Here is a 24,079-nt window from a genome sequence, read left to right on the forward strand (position 1 = left end):
AACGCCTTTCGGCGGACATTCGACATTTTCGACGACACACGGTGAAGGAGCCGACGATGAACCGAGCCCCGGCCGGCGCGGCGTCCGGGGTGAGGCCCGCGGCGATCGCAGCACTCGGCGCACTGATGGCCGCGACGTTCTGCGTCTCGACCACCGAGAACCTCCCGGCCGGACTGCTCCCGGAGATCTCCGCCGGACTGGACGTCTCCCTGTCCGCGGCGGGCCAGCTGGTCACCGGGTACGCGGTGGTCGTGACGGTGCTGAGCGTTCCGCTGACGTACGCCACCCGCCGGGTCCCGCGCCGTCCCCTCCTCCTGGGCCTGATGGCGCTGTTCGTGGTCGCCTCCGTGGCGTCCGCCGCCGCGCCCACCTTCGGCCTGCTGCTCGCCTCGCGTGCCGTGACGGCACTGGTCCACGCCGTCTTCTGGGCGGTCGTCACGGTCACCGCGACCTCCCTCTTCCCGGTCTCGGTGCGGGGCCGGGTCGTCGCCATGGTCTTCGGCGCGACCTCGCTGGCGACCGTCCTCGGCGTGCCCGCCGGAAGCTGGATCGGGCAGCAGGCCGGCTGGCGGGCGGCGTTCTGGGTGCTCGCCGGGATCGGCCTGCTCGCGTTCGTCACCGTCGTCCTGTGCCTGCCGTCCACCGGGGCCGCGCGGGAGGACGGCGACGGGCGGCGTGCGCCGGACGCGGCGCGCTACGTCGTCCTGGTGGTGACGATCGTGCTGGTCATGACCGGGCTCGGCGCGGCGTTCACGTACACGGTGCCGTTCCTCCTCGAGGTCAGCGGCTTCTCCACCGAGGCGATCAGCCCACTGCTGCTGGTGCGGGGCGCGGCCGGCGTCGCGGTGCTCTTCCTGGCCGGCCGCCTCGCGGACCGCTACCCGCGGCCGGCCACCGTCGTGCCGGTGGCGCTGCTGGCCCTCTCGCTGCTCGGCACCTACGCGTGGGGTTCCTCGCCGGTGGTCGCCGCGGTGCTGACGGCGATGTGCGGCGTCGCCCTGTTCGCCATGATCACCACGCTGACCAGCGAACTCCTCACGGTCGCACCCGGCGACCTGTTCATCGCCTCGGCCGTCGGCAACGCGGCGTTCAACGCGGGCACGGCCGCCGGGGCGGCGGCCGGCGGCATGGTGCTGTCCGCCTCCGGCGTTCGCGCCGTGATGCTGATCGGCGGTCTGCTGACGGCGGCGGGGCTAGCCGTACTGCTGGCCGACCAGCTGGTGGGCCGTGCCCGGGCGTCGCGCCCGACGGTCACCGGGCCCTCGGCCGGGCGTCGCGCGGAAGCGGGGGCCGGGCCGTCGGCGGGGCGGGGCGCGGAAGCGGGGGCCGGGCCGTCGGTGGAGCGGAATGCGGAAAGGGTCGCCGAGCGGTCGTAGACGGGGGCGCGGAACGGTCACCGGGCGGTCGTGGGCCGGGACGCGGGAGCGGTCACCGCTCCGACCGGGTGAGCTCGTAGACGGCCGCCGAGTCCGGGTCACCGACGTAGACGTACAGGACGGGACGGTCCTCGCTCCCGCCCACCTCCCACTCACGGGTGACGCACCCGGGAACGCGGACGGTGACCCGCTGCGCCCAGGCGTCGTCACCCGGGTCGAACGTCCAGGCACCCCGCCCGTCACAGGGGTCCGCGCGGGTCCCGTCGTCCTCGAACTGGGACAGCCCGGTGGCCGTCGCGGTGCCGTCCGCGTGGAGGACCAGGACCTCCGGATCACCGTTCGCCCAGGAGCCGGCGAGCGCCCTCGCCGTCATGGACGGCGGCTGGTAGGCGTCCACGACACCGGTCGCCAGCGCCAGCGCGCCGAGCACGCCGGCGCCCACCACCGTGCCGGCGCCCCAGAGCGCCACCCGGCCGACCGGCCGCCAGCTCCGCCCCGTCCCGCGGAGACGGGCCAGCAGCGCCGGGGGCAGCGAGAAGGCCACGACCGCCGCCCACAGTGCCGGCATCGCCGCCGTCGGCGTGAGGTCCGTCCGCCGCACGAACAGGAACGACGCGGGCAGGGCGACCAGCACCGCGGCCGGCAACACCCACCACCAGGCCCTCGGACGGCGGAACAGCCGCGCCAGACCGTCGCCCAGCCAGACCACCGGCATGACCACGACGTGCGAGAACAGGAGCCCGAACAGCACGCCCGCGACGGCGAGCAGCGGCAGGAAGACCAGCGTCAAGGTGCCCGGGACCACGCCCGGGGACTCCGTCGTGGCGAGCGCCACCAGGCCGGCCACCAGGCCCAGCATCACTTCGCACCCCAGCACCAGCATGGACATCACCAGCATCCACGCGTAGTTCCGGCCTCGATGGGCCATGACCCCTCCCCGTCTCACGGCATGCCGAAGGACGCGGTCCGCGCGGGTGCGGCCGCCTGGATCATCCTGCCATGGTTTTGAACGTGTTCAACTCGCCGGAGGGGGGAACGACGAAGCCGCCCGCGTGAGGTGCACGCGGGCGGCAGGAATCAGCTGCGGGAGGGCTCAGGCGATCGCGTCCGCGCCCGGCCCCGCCTGCTGCACCACCTCGAACGACCACAGGGTGGAACCGCTCGCCGCCGGCTTCGGCCGCTCGCCGCCCTCGCCCTGACCGCCGCCCTGGTGGGCGGACTTCATCGGCCCCTCCATCCATGCCTCGAACGCGGCCTCGTCACGCCAGCGCGTGTACACGAGGTAGGTGTCGGTCCCCTCGACCGGGCGGAGCAGTTCGAACCACTCGAAGCCGTCGGAGTTCTCCACGGCGTGCGCCCGTGAGGCGAAGCGCTTCTCCAGGACCTCCCGCTGCTCGGCGGGCACGGACAGTACGTTGATCTTCACGACGCTCATGCCCTCATCCTGCCGCACCGCCCCGGAGTGCTGCCGGAGGCCTCGCGCGGCAGGTGTTTCTCGGGCATGGTGACCACAGGGCGACCGTCCCGGCGAGCGGTCCGGGCGCCTGTGGGGAGGGCGCGTGGCGGAGCCGTTGAGCGGCTGGATATGGGCCCAGAACGCCCTGCCCTTCCTGCAGTTGCTGTCCCACTACGCCGGTTACGCCTTCGACGGCACCGACTGGGAGACCGTCGAGGCGGGCATCGAGGACACCGACGACGACCGTGCGGACGGCTGGTACACCTACCCGCTGGTCGGCGCCCGGGCCGAGTTGGAGGTCGCGCTGGCCGTCGCCGCCGGCTCCGACGTCCTGGCGGTCACCGTCACCGGCCTGGAGGATCCCGAACTCCGGCTGCGCGCCGACACGTTGATCTCCGCCTTCGCGAGCATGTGAGCGCGGCGAGCCGCCTATGCTCCCCGCATGACGACGAGGAACGGGCCGGACGACGCCGAGGTGGCGGTCGCCGCCGCGCGGGCCGGGGCCGCCGTGGTACGGGACCTGTACGGCAGCGCTCCCGAGCGGCACGACAAGGGGAACGGCGACTTCGCCACAGCGGCGGACCTGGCGGCCGAGGAGGCGATCCGGGACGTCCTGCGCGCGTTTCGCCCCGGCGACGCCGTGACCGGTGAGGAGCGGGGAGCCACCGGAGCGGCGGAGGCCGGACGCAGGTGGCTCGTCGACCCCCTCTGCGGCACCCTCAACTACGCCGTGGACACCATGCTCGTCGGCGTCAACGTCGCCCTGCGGGACGGCGGGCGGGTCACGGCGGCCGCCACGGCCGACCCGTTCAGCGGCGAGGTGTACCTGGCCGACGGCGTCGGCGCCCGCCTGCTGGACCCCGACGGCACGGGGACGGGTCTGATTCCCTCGGCCGCGTCCGGCCTGGTCGACCTCAACCTCGATCCGCCGTTCCCGAACGCCCCCGCCTTCCGGGCCGCCCGGCTGCTCGACGACCCGGCGTTCACCGCGCGCTTCCGGCCCCGCGTGGTCTCCACGACGCTCGCCGTCGCCTGGGTCGCGGCAGGCCGACGAGCCGCCTACGTCACCGACGGGGACCTGCGCGACAGCGTCCACTTCGCCTCCGGCATCGCCCTGTGCCAGGCCGCCGGATGCGTCGTCACGGGGCTCGACGGCCGGCCCCCGTACACCGGCGCCAACGGCCTGATCGCCGCGGCCGACCAGGACACGCACGCGGCGCTGCTCGCCATGGCCCGGATCCGGCTCCCCGCCGAGCGGTGAGTGCGGCGGCGCCGATCGGCCGGACGGAGGACGTGGACGGGGCCCCGCGCGGAGGCGGTGCCAGACTCGGTCTCCGGACGCTGGAGGTGCGCGGTGGATCTCGACGCTGTCGCTCAGGAGCTGTACGGGACGCTCCCCGAGACGATCACCCGGATGCGCGACGAGCGCGCCGCCCGCGCCCGCGCGGAGGGCGACCGGGAGCTGGCGAAGCGGATCAAGGCCCTGCGGAAGCCGACGCTGTCGGCCTGGGCCTGCAACCTGCTGGTCCGGGAGCGCAAGGAGGAGACCGAACCGCTGCTGCGGCTGGGGGAGGCGTTGCGGCAGGCCCACCTCGACCTGGACGGCGGGGTGCTGCGGGACCTCTCACGGCAGCAGCACCTGCTGGTGTCCGCGCTCGCCCGGCAGGCGGTGGAGCTGACCGCGGCGGCGGGACACCGGGTGGGGGAGGGGGCCCGGGAGGAGGTCGAGGGCACGCTGCGCGCGGTGCTGGCGGACCCCGGGGCGGCCGCGGCCTGGGCCGAGGGGCGGCTGACCGGACCGCTCACCGCGACCCCGGGCTTCGGGGCCGTGCCGGCCGGCGGGACGCCGCCCGACCTGCGGCTGGTACCCGCGCCGAAGAGGGACGCGGCGGGTGCGGAACCCCAGGCGGGCCCGGCTGCCGGGGAAGGCGGCGCAACGACCGCGCGCCGGGGCGAGGGCGGTGCGCCGGACGCGGGCGGCGCGACACAGGGGGTCGGTGCCGCGGAGCGCGAATGCCGTGCCCGGGAGCGCGAGGCGGCCGAGCGTGAGGCGGCCGAGCGTGAGGCGGCCGAACGTGAGGCGGCCCGGCGCCAGGCCGCGGAACGGGCGCGGCGGCGTGAGCTGGCGGAGGCCCGCGCGGAGGCGGAGGAGGCCGCGCGGGCCCTCGGCGAGGCGGAGGAGGAGACGGCCGGCGCCGACCGCGCCGAACGTGAGGCGGTCGACCGCGTCGCCGCCCTCGAGGAGCGGGTCCGTGGCCTGGAGGAGGAACTGCACGCCGCCCGTGCCGAGACCCGCGAGGCCCGGGCGGCGGAACGCGCGGCCCGCGACCGGGCCCGTGCCGCCGCCCGTACCCTCCGCGACGCCCGCCACCGCGCCACCACCGCCGAGACCCGCGCCGCCCGCGCCACCCGCCCGGCCGACGACGCGTGACGGCGGGCCGGGCGCCGCCGAGGACGCCGCGCCCCCTCGGACGACGGCGAGGGCGGCGACCCCCACGGGCTCGCACCGCGCGCCGTCGTCCGCACCGCGCTCAGGCCGCCCCGAAGGCCGTGAAGGTCCACCCCGTCGCCCGGTGGACCGCGTCGTCCGGGAGGGCCGCGCGGGCGTCGCGCAGCGCCTCGGCGAGGGAGAGGCCGCAGGCCAGGCCCTTGTGCAGGGCCAGCATCAGCGGCACCACCGCCGCGTCGTTGACCGGCGCGCTGCTCGCCACCACCCCCGCCGTGCCGAGCGGCAGTAAGGCGGTGACCAGGCCCAGCAGTTCGTCGGAGCCCACCGGCGCCAGCCGCGCCGTGTCGCAGCTGGACAGGATGAGCCGGTACGGACTGCTCTCCAGCCGCTCGAAGTCGTGCACGGTCAACGGCCCGTCGGCCATGCGCAGGGACGAGAACAACGGGTTGTCCGCCCGGAAGACGCCGTGCGCCGCGATGTGCGCCAGCGACGCGCCGTCCAGCGCCCGCAGCACCTCCCCGGCGCGTGCGCCGTCCCCCTCCAGCAGGGTCGGCCGCCCGTAGTGGTCGACCAGTTCCGGCACCTCCGCGCCACCCGTCGCCAGCCCGGGACCGCGCACCAGGACGTGCCGGCCGCCCGCCGGCGGGGCCGTCTCCCGGGCGCGCAGCCAGGCGCCCGCCGACGGCGACACGCTCACCACCCGCTCCCGCAGCGACGGCAGCAGCGCCCACGGCACCCGGTGCAGCCGCCCCGGCGGCACCACCACCGGCCCGGGACCGAGCCGCGCGGCCGCCTCACCGAGCAGCGCCTCCTCCAGGCGGCGCCCGGCCGCCTCCAGCAGGGGAAGCCGCGCCGCGCCGCCGGGATGCGCCAGCCGCCGCAGCCCGGCCTGCACCAGCTCCGCCTCCGCCTCCGCCCGCGACAGCCGGCCGCCGGTGAACAACCGCACCCGGCCGCCGCCGCACAGCAGCACCCGCACCCGGTCGTCCAGCACCACCAGTTCGACCAGCTGCGCGCCGTCGCGGTCCAGCCGCTCGAGCAGGGCCGCCGGGTCGAACCGGCGGCCGTCGCCGCCGGCCCCCGTGCCCCGGGCCCGCAGCGTCCGGGACCGTATCTCCCGCTCCAGGCGCCGCTGCTCACGCTCCAGCACCGGCACCGGACGGCCGTCCCGGCGCGCCTCCTCGGCCCGGGACGCGATCTCGCGGAACGACGCCAGGTCCGCCAGCAGCCCGGGATCGGCGGGCGGCCGGGCGGCCGGCGCCGCCAGCGCCGCCGCTCGCCACCGCTCGCTCCACTCCAGCAGCCGCCGGGCGCCGCCCGAGGCCAGGGCGGCCTCCTGCGCCAGCGCCGCCAGCTCCTCGCCCTGCTCGGTGACCCGGGCCCGCAGCTCCGGCGCGCCCAGCGTGGTGCGGTGCGCGTCGAGCACGTCCAGCCCGTACCGGCAGGCCCGGAGCACACCGCGACGCGACCCGGCGGCACGGGCCCGCAGCGCCTGCGCCACCCAGCCCGTCACCCGCGCCTGCGGCGCACCGCCGTGCCGGGCCCTGGCGGCCAGAGCCAGATGCGCCTCCGCCTCCTCGGGCCGGTCGAGGGCCAGGGCGATCCGCCCGGCCAGCAGCGCGGCCTGCGGCGCCGACGGCGAGCCGAAGGAGGCCAGCCGCCCGGCGAGGGCCGCCGCCTCGGAGACCATCCGGCCGGTGCGCCGCCCCACCGCGAAACGGGCCTCGGCCAGCACCAGCCGGGCATGCGCCTCCCCCCACGGCCGCCGCTGCCGGGCGAACAGCCGCACCGCCGCGGCCGCCCGGTCCACCGCCGTGTCCGGGGCGCCCGCCGCACCAGCCGCCTGGGCCGCCACCAGCAGCAGCTCCGCCTTGCGGGTGCGCTGCCCGCCGATCCTCTCCAGCGCCGCGATCGCCGCGTCCGCCTCGGCCAGCGCCTCAACCGCCAGGCCCGCCGCCCGCAGCACCTCGCAGCGCCGGATGCTCAGCATGAACGTCGGGGTGCCCAGGGCGTCGTAACGCTCGGCGGCCTCGTCGAAGAGCCGCAGCGCCGCGGGGATGTCACCGGCGCGGAAGGCCGTCAGCGCCCGCGACTCGACCACGTCCGCCTTGTCGTGCTCCTGGCCGGTCGTCCCCCACAGCACCTCCGCCGCCGCGAAGTCCGCCTCCGCGCGGTCCACCGCCCCCAGCGCCAGGTGGACCGTCGCCCGCAGGGTCAGCGAACGCGCCACCCAGATCACGTCCCCGGCCTGCCGCAGCACCGGCACCGCGCGCCGGACGTCGTCCAGCGCCTCACCGTGGCGGCCGAGCACCCAGAACGAGTACGCCCTGCGGTACAGCACCCGCGCCCGGGTGTGCGCCGAGCCCCGGCCCACGCCCCGCTCGAACGCCGCCAGCCCCTGCCGGGTCCGGCCCGCGTGCACCAGCGCCACCCCGAGCGTGGCCAGCACGTCGGCCTCCCGGTCGGCGGAGCCCGCACGGGCCGCCAGGTCCCGGGCGCGCCGCAGATGGCGCAGCGCCACCTCGAGATCGCCGAAGTCCCGCTGCCAGATGCCGATCACCTGGTGGGCCACCGACGCGTGCTCCGGCGGGGGGCCGGACTCGAGGAGCCGTTCCGCCCTGCGCAGCGCCACGTCGGGCCTGGCGAAGACCATCGGCAGCAGTTCGAGGACGGTTCCGTTTCCCGCTGTCACCTGCCGCATGGTAGTTGCCCTGGCCAGGGGTTTCAGCACGCACGATGTGAAGGCGGTGTATCAACCGCGATGCGGCAGACTCCTTCTGACGACGTAGTACCCGAGGGGGAGGAAGCCCTATGCCGGCCCGGCGGTTCCACGAGCAGTGCGAGCAGGTCCGACGTTCCATGCCCGACGTACCGCTGGCCGTGGACGAGGAGGCGGGGTTCCTCTACGAGCGCGGCCACCTGCTGGTGCGCGACGGGGAGGACGCCCGGCTGGTCGCCGACGCCCTGCGCGAGCGGCGCGCGGACATCCCCGGCGCCGCGGGCCGCGAACGGATAGGCGCCGCCGGGCCCGGCAACCGGTCCGGGGTGACGCGGATCAGGGTCGCCGAGCCGGCCGACGCGGCCCGGGCGGCCCGCGCGGGCGAGGCCGCCGACCCGGCGGTGGACGGCGCGCTGCGCGCGGTGCGCGCCCTGGAGGCCCGCGCCGGACGCCGCATGGTCTCCCGCAACCACGTCATCACGGTCGCCGTGAACGCCTGCCCCGGTGACGAGCCGGTGCCGGCCGCGCCGGGCGAGGGACCCAACCCGGCGCCCGCCCCTCGGGACCACGAGCCGGAGTCCGGCGTCGGCGTGCTGGTGGTGGACACCGGCCTCACCTCCGACCACGCCCGCTGCCCCGAACTCGCCCGCGTGCGCGGCGACCTGGAGACCTCCGAGCGCGACGCCGACGGGGTGCTGCGCCAGTACGCGGGACACGGCACCTTCATCGCCGGCCTGCTGGCCGCCGTCGCCCCGCACGCCGACATCACGGTCTCCAACGCGCTCAACGACGCCGGCGCCGTCCTGGAGTCCGAGTTCGGCCCGCTCCTGCTGGACGCCGCCGAGCGCGCCGGCTGGCCCGCCCTGATCAGCGTCTCCGCGGGCACCGCCACGGGCGACGACGAGGGCCTGCTGGGACTCGAGCGCTTCATGGCCGAACTGCTCGAGCACCCCGGCACCCTGCTGGTCGCCGCGGCCGGCAACAACGGCTCCGACACCCCGTTCTTCCCGGCCGCCTACGCCGCCCGGCCCCGCTACCGCAAGGCCGTGTTCTCCGTGGGCGCCCTGCGCGGCGACGGTGAGGCCAACGCCTGCTTCAGCAACCACGGCCGGTGGGTGAACGCCTACGCGCCCGGCGAGCGCCTCACCGCCCCGCTGACCGGCTTCGACGCCCCCGTCCCGTACGTCTACCAGCACTCCAGCTACGACGAGTGCCGGCACGGCGGCGACTACTCCTGCACCTGCCGCTTCCCGGTCCGCACCGGAGTGCTCAGCGCGGACGGCGAGGACGCCCCCGGCGAGCCGGAGCGCGTGGAGTTCACCGGCTACGCGCGCTGGAGCGGCACCTCCTTCGCCACACCGGTGGCAGCCGCCATGGTCGCCGCGCACATGGCCGCCCACAAGGAGAGCGACCCGCGCCGCGCCCGCCGCGACCTCCTCGCCTCCCTCGAGGACACCGCCGAGGTGCACGGCGCGCGGGTGGCCGCGCTGCGTCCGCCGACCTGGCGGCCCCTCGGCGCGCCCGCCGGGAGCGAACGTTGACCCCGTCCTTGACCCTCACCCGTACGGCGTACGATGGCGTGCCGTACACGAGGGGTGGGGGAGTGGAACGAGCGACAGTCGGCGCCTTGCTGAAGTCCGCGGTCGAGGGTGACCAGGACGCCTGGCGGGGCCTGGTGGACGGGCTCAGCCCGTTGGTGTGGTCCGTGGTCCGCGGGCACCGGCTCTCCGAGGCGGACGCCCACGAGGTCTACCAGATCGCCTGGTTCCGCTTCGCGCAGAACCTCGGCCGGATCCGCGAGCCGGAGAAGGCGGGCTCCTGGCTCGCCGCCACCGCCCGCCACGAATGCCTGAAGGTGCTCCGGGCGCAGCGCCGGTGGACGCCCACCGACGACCCGCAGGTGCTGGACCGCCCGTGCGACAGCTGCTCGCCCGAGCAGAAGGTCCTGGAGTCCGAGGAGGAGGCCGAACGCGCCGACCGGCACCGGACGGTCTGGGAGGAGTTCGACGCGCTCGGCGACCGCTGCCGGCAGCTGCTGCGCCTGATCATCGCCCAGCCGCCGCCCAGCTACCGCGAGGTGTCCGTCGCCCTGGGCATCGCGGTGGGTTCCATCGGACCTATTCGACAGCGGTGCCTGCGCCGGCTGCGCAAGCGCCTGACCGACCGGGGGGTTCTGTGAACGGCCCGCACGCCTTCGACGACACCGACGAGACCGGCGAGCTCCACGACGAGCGGCAGCTCCTGGAGATGGAGGCACTCCTGCGGGAGGCGGCCGAGGTCTGCGACCCGGTGCCCGCCGCGCTGCGCGAGACGGCCCTGGCCGCCTTCGCGCTGCACGACCTGGACGCCCGCCTCGCCGAGCTCACCTTCGACTCGCTGCTGGACGCCGCCCCCGTCAGGGGCGCCGAGGACACCCCGCGGATGCTCACCTTCGCGGCCGGCGACCTCACCGTCGACGTCGAGGTGGGCGAGGACGGGCTGCTCGGCCAGCTGCTGCCGCCCCAGGCGGCGGGCGTGGAGGTGCTGACCCGGCCCGCCCCGGACGCGGCGGCGCGGTGCGCCGCCGACGAGACGGGCGGGTTCTCGTGCGCGGTCGACGTCACCGGCCCGTTCGCCCTGCGGGTCCGGACCGGCGACGAAGTGGTCGTCACGGAGTGGCTGCGGGTCTGACCGCGACCGGGCGGCCGCCCACCCAGGGCGGCCGCCCGCCTGGGGCGGCCGCCCGCTTGGCGCGGCCGCCCGCTCACCAGGCGACCGGAAGCGCCTCGGGCCCGCGGATCATGGTGCGCCGCCGCCACGGCACCTCCTGCGCGGGCACCGCGAGCCGGAGCCCGGGCAGCCGCTCCAGCAGGGTGGTCACCAGCAGCTCCGTCTGCAGGCGGGCCAGGACCGCCCCCGTGCAGAAGTGCGGTCCGTTGCCGAAGGCCAGGTGCGGGTTGGGGTCCCGGGCCAGGTCGATCTCGTCCGGATCGGGGAAGACCTCCGGGTCCCGGTTGGCGGCCAGGTAGGACACGTACACCGGCTCGCCCGCCCGGATCGTCCGGCCCGCGAGCCCGACGTCCTCCAGCGCGATCCGGGCCAGGCCCACGGTGCTGCGGTGCGGGATCCAGCGCAGCAGCTCCTCCAGGGCGGCGTCCCGCCCGGCCGGACGGTCCAGCACCTCGCGCATCTTGGCCATCAGGTCCGGCCGGGTGAGCAGCAGGAAGAGCATCTGCCCGCAGTTGTGCGTGACCGCCTCGCCGCCGATCTGCAGCGGCCCGGCCACCCCGATCGCCTCCTCCTCGGTCAGCTCCCCGCGGCCCACGGCGGCGCCCAGCATCGACAGCACGCCGCCGCCCCGTCCGTCGCCGTCAGCGTCGGGGGAGCCCTCGCGACGGTCACGGATCGTCCGCGTGATCCAGCCGTACAGTCCCGCCTTGGCCCGCTCGGCGGCCTCGGCGCCGCCCGAGGTGGAGATGATCTGCCGGGTCCAGGCGCGCACCCGGTCCCGGTCGGCCTCCGGAACGCCCATCACCTCGCCCACCACGGCCAGCGGGTACGGCTCCAGCACCGTGGCGATCAGATCGGCCGGCGGACCCTGCGCCAGCAGGCCGTCGACCAGCGGGTCGAGCAGCGCCTGCGCGCGCGGGCGGAGCCTGCGCATCGCCCCGACGGTGAAGGCGCCGGCGAAGGCGCGGCGCAGCCGGTTGTGGTCGGGCTGGTCGGCGAAGGCCAGCGAGCCCGGACGGGGCTTGAAGTGCGGGGCCAGCCGGGTGACCTGGCGGCGCGTCACCTCCGCACGGCCGAACCGCGGGTCGTTGGTGACGGCGCGGACGTCCTCGTGACGGGTGGCGAGCCAGGCCCAGCCCTCGCCGTGCGGCAGCCGGATCCTGGTCAGCGGGGCCTCACGCATCAGCTCGGCCAGCAACGGGTCGAAGCCGGGGCCGTCGATCTCCGGCGGCACCCAGTCCCGGACGGGCGGAGGAGGCGGTGCGGTCATCTCCTGAGTCATGGAACCACCCTGGGACGGCCCCGGCCGTCTGTCGCGCCCGGCTGCTCCGTGCGGTGCCGGAAGCGGCCGTCGAGCGCCGGAAACGGGCGGCGGTCTCCCAAAACGGGCGCCGCCCCGCCCGGAAATCCGGGCGGGGCGGCGCTCAGGGCCGGACGGCCGTGCGACCGGGTGAGGTCAGGCGCCCAGGGACGCCAGGGCCTCGTTCCAGGTGGCGGAGGGGCGCATGACGGCAGCGGCCTTCTCCGGGTCGGGCTGGTAGTAGCCGCCGATCTCGGCCGGCTCGCCCTGCACCGCGTTCAGCTCCTCGACGATCTTCGCCTCGGCACCGGCGAGCTTCTCGGCCAGCGGCGCGAACGCGGCGGCCAGCTCGGCGTCGTCCTTCTGCGCGGCCAGCTCCTGCGCCCAGTACAGGGACAGGTAGAAGTGCGAGCCGCGGTTGTCGATGCCGCCGATCCGGCGGGTCGGGGACTTGTCCTCGTTGAGGAAGGTCGCCGTGGCGCGGTCCAGCGTGTCCGCCAGGACCTGGGCCTTGGCGTTGCCGGTGACCTTGGCGAACTGCTCGAAGGACGGGACCAGGGCGAAGAACTCGCCGAGGGAGTCCCAGCGCAGGTAGTTCTCCTTGACCAGCTGCTGCACGTGCTTCGGGGCGGAGCCGCCGGCGCCCGTCTCGAAGAGGCCGCCGCCCGCCATCAGCGGGACGACCGACAGCATCTTGGCGCTGGTGCCCAGCTCCAGGATCGGGAAGAGGTCGGTCAGGTAGTCGCGCAGCACGTTGCCGGTCACCGAGATGGTGTCCTCGCCGCGGCGGAGGCGCTCGAGGGAGAACGCGGTCGCCTCGACCGGCGCCATGATCTCGATCTGCAGGCCCTCGGTGTCGTGCTCCTGCAGGTAGGCGCGGACCTTCTCGATCAGCTTGGCGTCGTGGGCGCGCTCGGCGTCCAGCCAGAAGACGGCCGGGGCGCCGGTGGCGCGGGCACGGGTGACGGCCAGCTTGACCCAGTCGCGGATCGGGGCGTCCTTGGTCTGGCAGGCGCGGAAGATGTCGCCCGCCTCGACCGGCTGCTCCAGCACGACGTCGCCCTTGGCGTCGACCAGGCGGACGGTGCCCGCCTCGGCGATCTCGAAGGTCTTGTCGTGGGAGCCGTACTCCTCGGCCTTCTGCGCCATCAGGCCCACGTTCGGCACCGAGCCCATGGTCGACGGGTCGAAGGCGCCGTTGGCGCGGCAGTCGTCGATGACGGCCTGGTAGACGCCGGAGTAGCTGGAGTCCGGCAGGACGGCCAGCGTGTCGGCCTCCTGGCCGTCCGGGCCCCACATGTGGCCGGAGGTGCGGATCATGGCCGGCATGGAGGCGTCGACGATGACGTCCGAGGGGACGTGCAGGTTGGTGATGCCCTTGTCGGAGTCGACCATCGCCAGGGCCGGGCCGTCGGCGAGCTCGGCGTCGAAGGACGCCTTGATCGCGTCACCCTCGGGGAGGGACTCCAGGCCCTTCCAGATGCCGCCCAGACCGTCGTTGGGGGAGAGGCCGGCGGCGGCCAGCTGCTCGCCGTACTGCGCGAAGGTCTTCGGGAAGAAGGCGCGCACCACGTGACCGAAGACGATCGGGTCGGAGACCTTCATCATCGTGGCCTTGAGGTGCACGGAGAACAGGACGCCCTCCTCCTTGGCCCGGGCGACCTGCGCGGTCAGGAACTCGCGCAGCGCGGCGGCGCGCATCACGGAGGCGTCGACGACCTCGTTCTCGAGGACCGGCACCGACTCGCGCAGCACCTTGGTCTCGCCGGAGGCGGTGACCAGCTCGATGCGCAGCGAACCCGCCTCGGAGATCACGGCGGACTTCTCGGTGGAGCGGAAGTCGTTCTCGCCCATGGTCGCGACGTTGGTCTTCGAGTCCGAGGACCAGGCGCCCATGCGGTGCGGGTGGTTCTTGGCGTAGTTCTTCACCGACGCGGGGGCGCGGCGGTCGGAGTTGCCCTCGCGCAGCACCGGGTTGACCGCGGAGCCCTTGACCTTGTCGAAGCGGGCGCGGATGTCGCGCTCCTCGTCGGTCTTCGGGTCGTCCGGGTAGTTCGGCAGCTCGTAACCCTGCGCCTGCAGCTCCGCCACGGCGGCCTTCAGCTGCGGGATGGACGCCGAGATGTTCGGCAGCTTGATGATGTTGGCCTCGGGCTTCTTGGCCAGCTCGCCGAGCTCCGCCAGGGCGTCCGGGATCCGCTGGTCCTCACGGAGGTACTCCGGGAAGACCGCGAGGATGCGGCCGGCCAGCGAGATGTCACGGGTCTCCACGGGGACACCCGCCTGCGCGGCGTACGCCCGTACGACCGGCAGGAACGAGTACGTCGCCAGGGCCGGCGCCTCGTCGGTGTGCGTATAGATGATGGTCGAGTCAGTCACCGGGTGCTCCGCTCCACGTCTGCAACATTGCTCGACATCAAGATATCTCGTGATCGAGGCGACGCGACCCCCGGCCCGCCCTTCGGCCCCCGGACACGCCCGGACGCACGGCGACGGACGCGCGCCGCCCGCGGTCAGACGCGCTGGTGCGGCATGGACGCCGCGTCCTGGCTCCGCAGGGTGACGTCGTGGTGGGGCGGGGGCACGGCGATGCCCTCCGCCCGGAAACGGCGGTGCAGGCGCTTGATGAACTCGTGCTTGATCCGGTACTGGTCGCTGAACTCGCCGACGCCCAGGATCACCGTGAAGTTGATCCGCGAGTCCGCGAAGGTGTGGAAGCGGATCGCGGGCTCGTGCTCCGGCACCGCGCCCTCGACCTCCTTCATCACCTCGGTGACGACCTCCGCGGTCACCCGCTCCACGTGCTCGAGGTCGCTGTCGTAGCCGACCCCGGCCTGGACCATGATCGTCATGTCCTCGCCGGGACGGCTGAAGTTGGTCATGTTGGTGCCGGCGAGCTTCCCGTTCGGGATGATCACCAGGTTCTGCGACAGGTTGCGGATCGTGGTCTGCCGCCAGTTGATGTCGACGACGTACCCCTCCTCGCCGCTGGTCAGCCGGATGTAGTCGCCGGTGCGCACGGTCCGCGAGGCGAGGATGTGGATTCCGGCGAACAGGTTGGCCAGGGTGTCCTGCAGCGCGAGCGCCACCGCCAGACCACCCACCCCCAGCGCGGTCAGCAGCGGGGCGATGGAGATGCCCAGCGACTGGAGGATCACCAGGAAGCCCAGCGCCACCACCGAGACCCGGGTGATGTTCACGAAGATCGACGCGGACGAGGCCACCCCGGACCGCGACTGGGTGATCGCCCCGACCATGCCGCCGACCCCGCGGGCCACCGTCAGCGTCACCACGGTGATCATCACCACGGTCAGGGCCTGGTTGACCGTCCGGCCCACCGCGTGCGTCAGCGGCAGCAGGGCCGCGGCCGCCGCGAGGCCGCCGAGGACCGCCGCCCACGGCACCATCGTGCGCAGCGCGCCGACGATCACGTCGTCGCCCTCCCAGCGGGTGCGTTCCGCGTGCCGGCCCAGCCAGCGCATCAGCATCCGCGCCAGCAGCGCCAGCACCAGGCCGGCGCCCACCGCGACGCCCGCGCGGATCAGGTCCTGCAGCTCCAGCGCCCGGTTCACCGGACGCCTCCGGGGTTCGCCGCCGGACGGAGGGGGAGTCTCGTCACGTTGTCACCTGTTCGGTTCTCCGGGAAGGGTTCGGCCCGCCGCCCGGTCGACCGCGCGCCCCGGGCGGGGCGCCCTCATCCTGCCGCACCCGGCCGACGACCCGTCATCCGGCCTGCTCGGAAGGGCTCTTGGGACGCGTTCCCGGCGCCCGCGCGCCCGCCGCGGGATCCGTCCGGGACAAAGGCGTTGACCTCGACCAAGCTGGAGGTTCTACCGTTCCGGGCATGAGTATGGAGACCACCGCCTGGACGCAGCTCCACAGCGTGATGAACGCCGACGAGCAGGCGCGCCACCGACCCCTCGCCCGCGCCACGCTGCGCCGCGTGGCCGCCTTCGCCCGCCCCCACCGCCGCCGGATCGCGCTCTTCCTGCTGCTCGGCGTGGCCACCGCGCTGCTCGCGGTCGCCGCCCCCGTCCTCGCCGGAGACGTCGTCGACACCATCGTCTCCGGCGGCGACGAGAGCCGGGTCGTGCGCCTCGCCCTGCTGATCGCGCTGATCGCCGTGGTGGAGGCCGGCCTCGGCGTCCTCGCCCGCCGCCTGTCCGCCACCCTCGGCGAGGGCCTGATCCTCGACCTGCGCACGGCCGTCTTCGACCACGTGCAGCGGATGCCCGTCGCCTTCTTCACCCGCACCCGCACCGGGGCGCTGGTCAGCCGCCTCAACAACGACGTCATCGGAGCCCAGCGGGCCTTCAGCAACACCCTGTCCGGCGTGGTGAGCAACCTGGTCACCCTGGTGCTCACCCTCGCCGTGATGCTCACCCTCTCCTGGCAGATCACGCTGCTCGCACTGGTGCTGCTGCCGGTCTTCGTGATCCCGGCCCGGCGCATGGGCTCGATGATGGCCCGCCTGCAGCGGGAGGCCGCCCAGCACAACGCGGCCATGGGGACGCGGATGACCGAGCGCTTCTCCGCCCCCGGCGCCACCCTGGTCAAGCTCTTCGGCCGACCCGAGGAGGAGTCCGCCGAGTTCGCCGAGCGCGCCCGCCGGGTCCGCGACATCGGCATCCGCACGGCCACCGCGCAGTCCGTCTTCATGACCGCCCTCACCCTGGTCTCCGCGCTCGCGCTGGCCCTGGTGTACGGGCTGGGCGGCTGGTTCGCGCTGCGCGGCAGCCTGGAGCCGGGCGCGGTGGTCGCCCTCGCCCTGCTGCTGACCCGCCTCTACGCCCCGCTCACCTCGCTGGCCGGGGCCCGGGTCGAGGTGATGACCGCGCTGGTCAGCTTCGAGCGGGTCTTCGAGGTGCTCGACCTCGAGCCGCTGGTCCGGGAGCGACCGGACGCCCGCGAGGTGCCGGACGGCCCGCTGTCCGTCGAGTTCGAGGACGTGCGGTTCGCCTACCCGTCGGCCGACAAGGTCTCGCTGGCCTCCCTGGAGGAGGTCGCCGCCCTCGACACCCGCGGCGGCCAGGAGGTCCTGCACGGCGTCTCCTTCCGCGCCGAGCCCGGGCAGACCGTCGCCCTGGTCGGCTCCTCCGGCGCCGGCAAGTCCACCGTCGCGCAGCTGCTGCCGCGCCTGTACGACGTCGACTCCGGCGCGGTGCGGGTGGGCGGCGTCGACGTCCGCGACCTCGGCGCCGCCTCACTGCGCGGCGCGGTCGGCATGGTCACCCAGGACGGCCACCTCTTCCACGACACGGTGCGCGCCAACCTGCTGCTCGCCCGGCCCGACGCCGGCGAGGACGAACTGTGGGACGTGCTGCGCCGCGCCCGCCTGGAGGACCTGGTCCGCTCCCTCCCCGACGGGCTGGACACCGTGGTGGGGGAGCGGGGGTACCGGCTCTCCGGCGGCGAGCGCCAGCGGATGACCATCGCCCGGCTGCTGCTGGCCCGCCAGCGGGTGGTCCTCCTCGACGAGGCCACCGCGCACCTCGACAACACCTCCGAGGCGGCCGTCCAGGAGGCGCTCGCCGAGGCGCTCGAGGGGCGCACCGCCCTGGTGATCGCCCACCGGCTCTCCACCGTCCGCGACGCCGACCTGATCCTGGTCGTGGAGGACGGCCGCGTCGTCGAGCGGGGCACCCACGACGAACTCCTCGCCCGCGGCGGCCGGTACGCGGAACTCCACCGGGCCCGCGGGGAGTCGGTGGAGCCGGTCGAGCCGGTCGCCGAGGCGGCCGTCTGACCACCGCGCGCGACCGCCGGGGGCGGGCCCCTCCGGGCGGCGCCCGCGCGGATCGCCGCCTCCCGCGGGGCGCCCGGTGCTTCCGGGTGTGCCGCGGGAGGCGGATACGGCGTCGGGGTGAGTGGGACCGCCCGGAGCGGGCAGGCGTGGAAGGAGTCCAGAGCCGGCGCGGCGCCGCCGGCGCCGACTGGATGGGAGACGAAGTCATGACCGAGCCGTTCCCCGCGCCCGGTCCCGCCCCCGACCCGGGGCCCGGACCGGACCCGTTCCCCGACCCCGTTCCCGAGCCCGGCCCCAACCCGGTGCCGGCGCCCGAACCGCCCGGGCCGCCCCCGCCGGGGCCGACGCCACCGCCGCCCCGCCCCACGCCGCCCGGCCCCGGGCCCACGCCGCCCGACCCCGTCCCGCCGGGGCCCTCGCCCTCGCCGATCCCGCGGCCGCCCGGGCCGGATCCCGCACCCGACCCGGAACCGGGGCCCCCGCGTTCCGGCGGGCCCTGGCTGTGACGTGAACCTCAGGGGCGTCCGGCGCTTTCGCGCCAGACGCCCCACCCGGCGTCCACCCGGGCATATTCGTCCGGCGATATCCGTCAACAGCGGGTTCACCGGCATCCGGCCCGCCGCAGGCGTCCGAATACCTTCTTGTGACCCTCTGTCACTGCGCTTACGTTCTGTGTCTCCTGCAGCGTGTCGAGGAGGCACCGATGGCCGCACGCGGCCGGCACCGCCGGTACCAGCCCAACAGACTCAACCGCGCCTCGCTCAGCGTCACCGCCGGTGGCGCGGGCCTCGCGCTCCCGCTGGTCGCCGTCGGCAACGCCGACGCCGCCGACGCGTCCACCTGGGACCGGGTGGCCGCCTGCGAGGCGAGCGGCGACTGGGACATCAACACCGGCAACGGCTACTACGGCGGGCTCCAGTTCAGCCGGTCCACCTGGGAAGCCTTCGGCGGCCGCGCCTACGCGCCGCGTGCCGACCAGGCCACCCGCGCGGAGCAGATCGCCGTCGCCGAGAAGGTGCTCGAGGCACAGGGGCCCGGCGCCTGGCCGGTCTGCTCGCAGCGGGCCGGCCTCACCCGCGGCGGCCCCGCGCCCGACCTGGGCGGGGGATCGGGCGGCGCGGCGAGACCCGCCTCCGGGAAGAAGGCCGGATCAGGGACCGCCGCCAAGGCCGGCGGTTCCGTCACGTCCGGCTCCGCCACCTCCGGCTCCCGGTCGGGCGCGAGCGGCGACGACAAGGACGTCCGGCCGCAGACCACGCCGCAGTCCCGGGCCGGCAAGACGGACATGTACACCGTCGTCCGCGGGGACAGCCTCTCCGGCATCGCGGACGCCCGCGACGTCCACGGCGGCTGGCAGTCCCTCTACGCCGCGAACCGCTCGACAGTGGGCTCCGACCCCGACCTGATCATGCCGGGCCAGCGACTGCGGATGCCGGACACCGCCCGCCCCGGACCGCCCGCGCAGCACGAGCCGCAGGACCGGGCGAAGGCCGGAGAGCAGCAGCGCAAGGCCGAGCAGAAGAAGTCCGAGCAGAAGAAGCCCGAGGCCAAGAAGCCCGAGGCCAGGAAGCCCGAGGCCAGGAAGCCCGCGCCGCGGAAGGCGGACGGGCACGGCAGCGAGCGGCAGAAGAGCGACGCCCGTCCCGCCGCGACCCGCAGCCGGGTGGCTCCGGTGGACGCCGCGACCGGCACCGCCTACCGGGCCCACGGCTCCTCGTGGTCGAAGGGCTACCACACCGGCGTCGACTTCCCGGTGCCGACCGGCACCGCCGTGAAGTCCGTCGGCGCGGGACAGGTCGTCACGGCCGGCTGGGGCGGATCGTTCGGCTACCAGGTGGTGGTCCGGCACGCCGACGGGCGCTACTCGCAGTACGCCCACCTGTCCGCGATCTCCGTGAGGTCCGGCCAGTCGGTCACCGCCGGGCAGCGGCTCGGACGCTCCGGCTCCACCGGCAACAGCTCCGGCCCGCACCTGCACTTCGAGGTGCGCAACGGCCCGGGCTTCGGCAGCGACATCGACCCCCTCGCCTACCTGCGGGCGGGCGGCGTCGCCATCTGAACGCGCCCGGGGCCGTGGGCGCGGTCGCCCGGCCCCGGGTTCCCGTCCCGCTCGGCGGACGCCTGCGCCGGTACCTCGGCGTGGGCGCGCCCCACGGAGAGCAGGACCAGTCCCGCCGCCGCGACCACGCCGCAGCCGGTGGCCAGCACCGCACCGAGCGCGCCCATGCGGAAGGACTCGCCGAAGAGGACCAGACCCACCACCGTCGCGGCCACCGGGTTGACCACCGTCAGCGTCGCCAGCGGCGCGTGCAGGCCGCCCGCGTGGTAGGCGGACTGGGACAGCAGCAGGCCCGCCGCCGACAGGGCCACCACCGCCGCCACCGAGGGCAGCCCCGACAGGACCAGCCCGTCGGACTGGTCGGCGGCCACCGCCTTGGTGAAGACCGACCCGAGACCGAAGGCCACACCCGACCCGGTGGCCAGCGCGGCGGCCCGGACCGCCGGATGCGTGCCGGCGCCCTTCGCCACCGCCATCAGCACCGCCAGCACGGCGGCGGTGATGGCCATCAGCGCGATCCGCTCGCCGCCCGTGGGCGTCCGGGTGCCCGAGCCGGAGACCAGCGCCAGCAGGCCCGCCAGGCCGGCGGTCGCCAGGAACGCCCCGCGCCAGGCCGTACGGTCGCCCGCCGCGCGGCCCACGAAGAGGGCGGCCATCGGCAGCGCGAACACGATCGTCAGCGCGCCCATCGGCTGCACCACGCTGAGCGGGCCGAGCGCCAGCGCGGCGACGTGCAGCCCCGCGCCCAGACCGTTGAGCGCCACCGCCGCCCACCACACCAGGTCGCCCAGCGGGAGGGAGCCGTTGCGGCGGACCGCGACGCGCTCCTGGACGATCGCCCCGCCGGCGTAGGCCACCGCGGAGACCAGGGAAAGGAGCACGGACCACGTCAGGGGACTCATCGGCCGCGCTCCGGGTGCCGCTCCGGCCTGGATGTCTGCTGCACGAACCACATCGTGCCGGTCATGCCCACCTCCGTCGTCGTACCGGAGGCGTTCTTCCGTCCTTCACGGGTCCTCCTGATGGTGGAGTACCCGGAAAGATCCGATCCTCCCCCGGACGGGTGACACGGTCGTGCTCCCACGGCAGGCTTAGCAGGTCACAGGTGGGGGCACTCGGATCATGACCAAGGGGCGGGTGAACCGGTGAGAGGAGCGGCGATGCGTCGTGGTGGGCCAACCGTACTCGGCATTGTGCTGGCGGGCGGTGAGGGAAAGCGCCTGATGCCGCTGACGGCGGACCGTGCCAAGCCGGCCGTCACCTTCGGCGGGACGTACCGCCTGGTGGACTTCGTGCTGTCCAACCTCGTGAACGCGGACATCCGGCACATCGCGGTGCTGACCCAGTACAAGTCGCACTCGCTGGACCGCCACATCACCACCACCTGGCGCATGTCCAGCCTGCTCGGCAACTACGTCACCCCCGTGCCCGCCCAGCAGCGCCTGGGCAAGCAGTGGTACCAGGGCAGCGCCGACGCCATCCACCAGTCGCTGAACCTGATCCGCGACGAGGAGCCCGACTACGTCGTCGTCTTCGGCGCCGACCACGTCTACCGCATGGACCCCCGCGAGATGCTGCGCCAGCACATCGAGAGCGGAGCCGGAGCGACGGTGGCCGGCATCCGGGTGCCGCGCTCGGAATCCTCGCAGTTCGGTGTGATCACGCCGGGCGCCGACGGGCGCACCGTCGAGCGCTTCCTCGAGAAGCCGGCCGACCCGCCGGGCCTGCCCGACGACCCGGACTCCATCCTCGCCTCCATGGGCAACTACATCTTCACCACCGACGTGCTGGTGGAGGCCCTGCACCGGGACGCCGAGAACGAGGACTCCGACCACGACATGGGCGGCGACATCCTGCCCATGCTCACCGCGAGCGGCGACGCCGCCGTCTACGACTTCAGCACCAACCACGTCCCCGGGGAGACCAAGCGGGACCAGGGCTACTGGCGGGACGTCGGAACCATCGACGCCTACTACGACGCCCACATGGACCTGCTCGCCGACCGGCCGGTGTTCAACCTGTACAACCGCGACTGGCCCATCTACACCCACCACCCGATGCTCTCCCCGGCCCGCTTCAGCGCCGCGGGCAACGCCACGGAGTCGATCGTCAGCCCCGCCTGCCTCATCAAGGGCCAGGTCACGCGATCGGTGCTCTCCCCGGGCGTGGTCGTCGAACCCGACGCCGTGGTGCAGAACTCGGTGATCCACGACAACGTCCGCATCGGCCGGGGCGCGGTGGTCCGCAACGCCATCCTCGACAAGAACATCGACGTCCCGCCCGGCGCCACCATCGGCGTCAACCCCGAGCGCGACGCCGAGCTGTACACCGTCTCCGACAACGGCGTGGTGGTCCTCGGGAAGGCGCAGCCCGTACCGGCTCCCATGTGACACCCCCATGTGACGCAGGACGCCTGGGCCGTCGCCCATTTGGCGGACGCTGTCGGCCCTCAGTATCCTCGCCACCTGGTGGGACGGAATCGGGACGAACGTTCGCGACGCGGCTCCCACCGCCTTCATGTGGGAGCCGTGCGGTCACTCGATCGAGCTACGCGGCTGAGCGAGTGACACGAGGAACACAGCGGCGATGACGGTGACGGACGACGGCCAGGGCACTGCCACGCGCGACCTGGGGGACCACGGGAGAGAAGCGGCGCGGATCCCCGCCCAGCAGGACCAGGGCGCCGAGAACCGGCGAGCCTCCGGTCACGGGGCCCAGGACCAGGGCGTCCCGGGCCAGGGCGCCGAGGACCAGGGCGCTGAGGACCAGGGCGCCGAGGACTGGGGTCCGGGCATCGACCCGGAGCGCCTGGCCGTCTGCCTGAGCGTCCTGGAGGAGCTCGACGGGATAGCGGTGGACCACCCCGACGCCGTCGCGGTCCGCCGCGCCACCTCGCACATCTACCGGACGGTCAAGCAGCGTCGCCGCCAGGAGCGCCGCGCCGCCAAGACCGCGCACGACCGCGCCGTCACCGAGGCCACCGCCACCGGCTCCGCGCAGCGCATCGACGACGAGACGGCCGGCGTCCTGCCGTCCTCCTCCGTCGACGACGGCCGCCGGATCGCCGGCGTGCTGCAGCGCCCGCGCTCCTGCTACACCTGCAAGGACCGGTACGTCGAGGTCGACTACTTCTACCACCAGCTCTGCCCGCGGTGCGCCGACGAGAACCGGGCCCGCCGCGACGCCCGCACCGACCTGACCGGCCGGCGCGCGCTGCTCACCGGCGGCCGCGCCAAGATCGGCATGTACATCGCGCTGCGCCTGCTGCGGGACGGCGCCCACACCACGGTCACCACCCGCTTCCCCAACGACGCCATCCGCCGCTTCAAGGCGATGCCGGACAGCGACGAGTGGATCCACCGCCTCGACATCGTCGGCATCGACCTGCGCGACCCCGCCCAGGCCGTCGCGCTGGCCGACTCGGTGGCGGCCCAGGGGCACCTGGACATCCTCATCAACAACGCCGCCCAGACCGTGCGGCGCTCCCCGCAGGCCTACAGCGAGCTGCTGGCCGCCGAGTCGGCACCGCTGCCCAAGGGCGAACTGCCCGCCGCCCGGGTGATCGGCGCGTTCGGCTCCGGCGCCGTCGCGGCGCTGCCGGTGTCCGGCGGCGGGGCGATCAGCGCCCAGGACGTCACCGACCTCGCGCTGGTCTCCGGCTCGGCCTCGCTGGAGCGGATCGCCGCCGGCACCGCCATCGACGCGGGCGGTCTCGTCCCCGACCTGCACGACACCAACAGCTGGGTGCAGTCCGTCGAGCAGGTCACTCCGGTGGAGCTGCTCGAGGTCCAGCTGTGCAACTCCACCGCGCCGTTCATCCTCATCAGCCGGCTGCGGGAGGCGATGTCCGCCTCCCCGAACCGCCGGACCTACATCGTCAACGTCTCCGCGATGGAGGGCGTCTTCGAGCGCGGCTACAAGGGCGCCGGACACCCGCACACCAACATGGCCAAGGCCGCGCTGAACATGCTGACGCGCACCAGCGCCCAGGAGATGTTCGAGAAGGACCGCATCCTGATGACGGCCGTCGACACCGGCTGGATCACCGACGAGCGCCCGCACCCGGACAAGGTGCGCCTGGCCGAGGCCGGTTTCCACGCGCCGCTGGACCTGGTCGACGGCGCGGCCCGGGTCTACGACCCGATCGTGCGGGGCGAGGCGGGCGAGGACCTGTACGGGGTCTTCCTGAAGGACTACGCGCCCGGCAAGTGGTGACCCGGTCCACGACGGCCCCCCGCGGGCCGTCCGGGGCGGCCGGGGCTCCT

At 74.7% G+C, this 24,079-nt stretch carries 18 protein-coding genes; 11 read left to right on the forward strand and 7 right to left on the reverse strand.

All coding sequences use genetic code 11. The annotated features are described in order from the left end of the window. The first annotated feature begins 56 nt into the window (after positions 1-56). The gene (locus tag Sfr03f_RS09450) at positions 57-1,376 is read left to right on the forward strand and encodes an MFS transporter (protein ID WP_108953187.1); all 1,320 of its coding nucleotides are present in this window, start codon (positions 57-59) and stop codon (positions 1,374-1,376) included. 52 nt (positions 1,377-1,428) lie between these two features. On the opposite strand, the gene Sfr03f_RS09455 is transcribed toward Sfr03f_RS09450, so the two are convergent. Then, positions 1,429-2,304 carry a hypothetical protein gene (locus Sfr03f_RS09455; protein ID WP_159105602.1) on the reverse strand — a complete coding sequence of 292 codons (876 nt, stop codon included), beginning with the start codon at positions 2,302-2,304 and terminating at the stop codon, positions 1,429-1,431. 165 nt (positions 2,305-2,469) lie between these two features. Beyond that, positions 2,470-2,811 (reverse strand): antibiotic biosynthesis monooxygenase family protein, encoded by a 342-nt coding sequence (locus Sfr03f_RS09460; protein ID WP_108953189.1) that lies wholly within the window; start codon positions 2,809-2,811, stop codon positions 2,470-2,472. A 124-nt stretch (positions 2,812-2,935) separates the two neighbouring features. Between Sfr03f_RS09460 and Sfr03f_RS09465 the strand changes: the two genes are divergently transcribed. From Sfr03f_RS09465 to Sfr03f_RS09475, 3 genes are all read left to right on the forward strand, one after another. Next, positions 2,936-3,247 (forward strand): hypothetical protein, encoded by a 312-nt coding sequence (locus Sfr03f_RS09465; RefSeq protein ID WP_108953190.1) that lies wholly within the window; start codon positions 2,936-2,938, stop codon positions 3,245-3,247. 27 nt (positions 3,248-3,274) lie between these two features. Beyond that, positions 3,275-4,093 (forward strand): inositol monophosphatase family protein, encoded by an 819-nt coding sequence (locus Sfr03f_RS09470; RefSeq protein ID WP_108953191.1) that lies wholly within the window; start codon positions 3,275-3,277, stop codon positions 4,091-4,093. A 93-nt stretch (positions 4,094-4,186) separates the two neighbouring features. Then, positions 4,187-5,263: a hypothetical protein gene (locus Sfr03f_RS09475; RefSeq protein WP_108953192.1), complete on the forward strand. Its 1,077-nt coding sequence runs from the start codon at positions 4,187-4,189 to the stop codon at positions 5,261-5,263. Between the two features lie 100 nt (positions 5,264-5,363). On the opposite strand, the gene Sfr03f_RS09480 is transcribed toward Sfr03f_RS09475, so the two are convergent. Next, on the reverse strand, positions 5,364-7,982 hold the full coding sequence (locus Sfr03f_RS09480; protein ID WP_245967476.1) for a CHAT domain-containing protein: 2,619 nt from the start codon (positions 7,980-7,982) through the stop codon (positions 5,364-5,366). Positions 7,983-8,092: 110 nt separating this feature from the next. On the opposite strand from Sfr03f_RS09480, the gene Sfr03f_RS09485 reads away from it, so the two are divergent. The 3 genes from Sfr03f_RS09485 to Sfr03f_RS09495 are packed head-to-tail and all read left to right on the forward strand — an operon-like array spanning position 8,093 to position 10,670. Further along, positions 8,093-9,541 (forward strand): S8/S53 family peptidase, encoded by a 1,449-nt coding sequence (locus Sfr03f_RS09485; RefSeq protein WP_108953193.1) that lies wholly within the window; start codon positions 8,093-8,095, stop codon positions 9,539-9,541. An 8-nt stretch (positions 9,542-9,549) separates the two neighbouring features. Continuing rightward, positions 9,550-10,179: an RNA polymerase sigma factor gene (locus Sfr03f_RS09490; protein ID WP_290429943.1), complete on the forward strand. Its 630-nt coding sequence runs from the start codon at positions 9,550-9,552 to the stop codon at positions 10,177-10,179. Next, entirely contained in the window at positions 10,176-10,670 is a 495-nt protein-coding gene (locus Sfr03f_RS09495; protein ID WP_108953195.1) for a hypothetical protein, read from the forward strand. The genes Sfr03f_RS09490 and Sfr03f_RS09495 overlap by 4 nt, the downstream gene beginning before the upstream one ends. 73 nt (positions 10,671-10,743) lie before the next feature. On the opposite strand, the gene Sfr03f_RS09500 is transcribed toward Sfr03f_RS09495, so the two are convergent. The 3 genes from Sfr03f_RS09500 to Sfr03f_RS09510 all read right to left on the reverse strand — a co-directional run bounded on the left by Sfr03f_RS09500 (position 10,744) and on the right by Sfr03f_RS09510 (position 15,581). Beyond that, positions 10,744-11,991 carry a cytochrome P450 gene (locus Sfr03f_RS09500; protein WP_108953196.1) on the reverse strand — a complete coding sequence of 416 codons (1,248 nt, stop codon included), beginning with the start codon at positions 11,989-11,991 and terminating at the stop codon, positions 10,744-10,746. A gap of 174 nt (positions 11,992-12,165) precedes the next feature. Then, on the reverse strand, positions 12,166-14,388 hold the full coding sequence (locus Sfr03f_RS09505; RefSeq protein WP_108953197.1) for an NADP-dependent isocitrate dehydrogenase: 2,223 nt from the start codon (positions 14,386-14,388) through the stop codon (positions 12,166-12,168). Positions 14,389-14,522: 134 nt separating this feature from the next. Further along, positions 14,523-15,581: a mechanosensitive ion channel family protein gene (locus tag Sfr03f_RS09510; protein WP_108953198.1), complete on the reverse strand. Its 1,059-nt coding sequence runs from the start codon at positions 15,579-15,581 to the stop codon at positions 14,523-14,525. Positions 15,582-15,853: 272 nt separating this feature from the next. Here Sfr03f_RS09510 and Sfr03f_RS09515 point away from each other — a divergent pair, with 272 nt between their 5' ends. Both Sfr03f_RS09515 and Sfr03f_RS09525 read left to right on the forward strand, forming a co-directional pair. Continuing rightward, positions 15,854-17,755, forward strand: coding sequence for an ABC transporter ATP-binding protein (locus Sfr03f_RS09515; protein ID WP_108953199.1), 1,902 nt, complete (start codon positions 15,854-15,856; stop codon positions 17,753-17,755). 703 nt (positions 17,756-18,458) lie between these two features. Next, entirely contained in the window at positions 18,459-19,814 is a 1,356-nt protein-coding gene (locus Sfr03f_RS09525; RefSeq protein ID WP_108953200.1) for a transglycosylase family protein, read from the forward strand. Here Sfr03f_RS09525 and Sfr03f_RS09530 read toward each other — a convergent pair. After that, positions 19,784-20,716 (reverse strand): DMT family transporter, encoded by a 933-nt coding sequence (locus tag Sfr03f_RS09530; protein ID WP_108953201.1) that lies wholly within the window; start codon positions 20,714-20,716, stop codon positions 19,784-19,786. The genes Sfr03f_RS09525 and Sfr03f_RS09530 overlap by 31 nt on opposite strands. Before the next feature lie 258 nt (positions 20,717-20,974). On the opposite strand from Sfr03f_RS09530, the gene glgC reads away from it, so the two are divergent. Further along, a complete protein-coding gene (glgC, locus tag Sfr03f_RS09535) occupies positions 20,975-22,204 on the forward strand; it encodes a glucose-1-phosphate adenylyltransferase (RefSeq protein ID WP_108953202.1) in 1,230 nt (409 codons plus the stop codon). A 196-nt stretch (positions 22,205-22,400) separates the two neighbouring features. Beyond that, the gene (locus Sfr03f_RS09540; protein WP_245967477.1) at positions 22,401-24,029 is read left to right on the forward strand and encodes an SDR family NAD(P)-dependent oxidoreductase; all 1,629 of its coding nucleotides are present in this window, start codon (positions 22,401-22,403) and stop codon (positions 24,027-24,029) included. The last annotated feature ends 50 nt before the right edge of the window (positions 24,030-24,079 follow it).

It is taken from the genome of Streptomyces fragilis (genome assembly GCF_003112515.1).
Classification (GTDB): Bacteria; Actinomycetota; Actinomycetes; order Streptomycetales; family Streptomycetaceae; genus Streptomyces; species Streptomyces fragilis.

Coding starts and splice junctions, on each gene's coding strand:
- Sfr03f_RS09450 (WP_108953187.1), top strand. CDS start 57: ATGAACCGAGCCCCGGCCGGCGCGGCGTCCGGGGTGAGGCCCGCGGCG.
- Sfr03f_RS09455 (WP_159105602.1), bottom strand. CDS start 2,304: ATGGCCCATCGAGGCCGGAACTACGCGTGGATGCTGGTGATGTCCATG.
- Sfr03f_RS09460 (WP_108953189.1), bottom strand. CDS start 2,811: ATGAGCGTCGTGAAGATCAACGTACTGTCCGTGCCCGCCGAGCAGCGG.
- Sfr03f_RS09470 (WP_108953191.1), top strand. CDS start 3,275: ATGACGACGAGGAACGGGCCGGACGACGCCGAGGTGGCGGTCGCCGCC.
- Sfr03f_RS09480 (WP_245967476.1), bottom strand. CDS start 7,982: ATGCGGCAGGTGACAGCGGGAAACGGAACCGTCCTCGAACTGCTGCCG.
- Sfr03f_RS09485 (WP_108953193.1), top strand. CDS start 8,093: ATGCCGGCCCGGCGGTTCCACGAGCAGTGCGAGCAGGTCCGACGTTCC.
- Sfr03f_RS09500 (WP_108953196.1), bottom strand. CDS start 11,991: ATGACTCAGGAGATGACCGCACCGCCTCCTCCGCCCGTCCGGGACTGG.
- Sfr03f_RS09515 (WP_108953199.1), top strand. CDS start 15,854: ATGAGTATGGAGACCACCGCCTGGACGCAGCTCCACAGCGTGATGAAC.
- Sfr03f_RS09525 (WP_108953200.1), top strand. CDS start 18,459: ATGGCCGCACGCGGCCGGCACCGCCGGTACCAGCCCAACAGACTCAAC.
- Sfr03f_RS09530 (WP_108953201.1), bottom strand. CDS start 20,716: ATGAGTCCCCTGACGTGGTCCGTGCTCCTTTCCCTGGTCTCCGCGGTG.
- glgC (WP_108953202.1), top strand. CDS start 20,975: ATGCGTCGTGGTGGGCCAACCGTACTCGGCATTGTGCTGGCGGGCGGT.
- Sfr03f_RS09540 (WP_245967477.1), top strand. CDS start 22,401: ATGACGGTGACGGACGACGGCCAGGGCACTGCCACGCGCGACCTGGGG.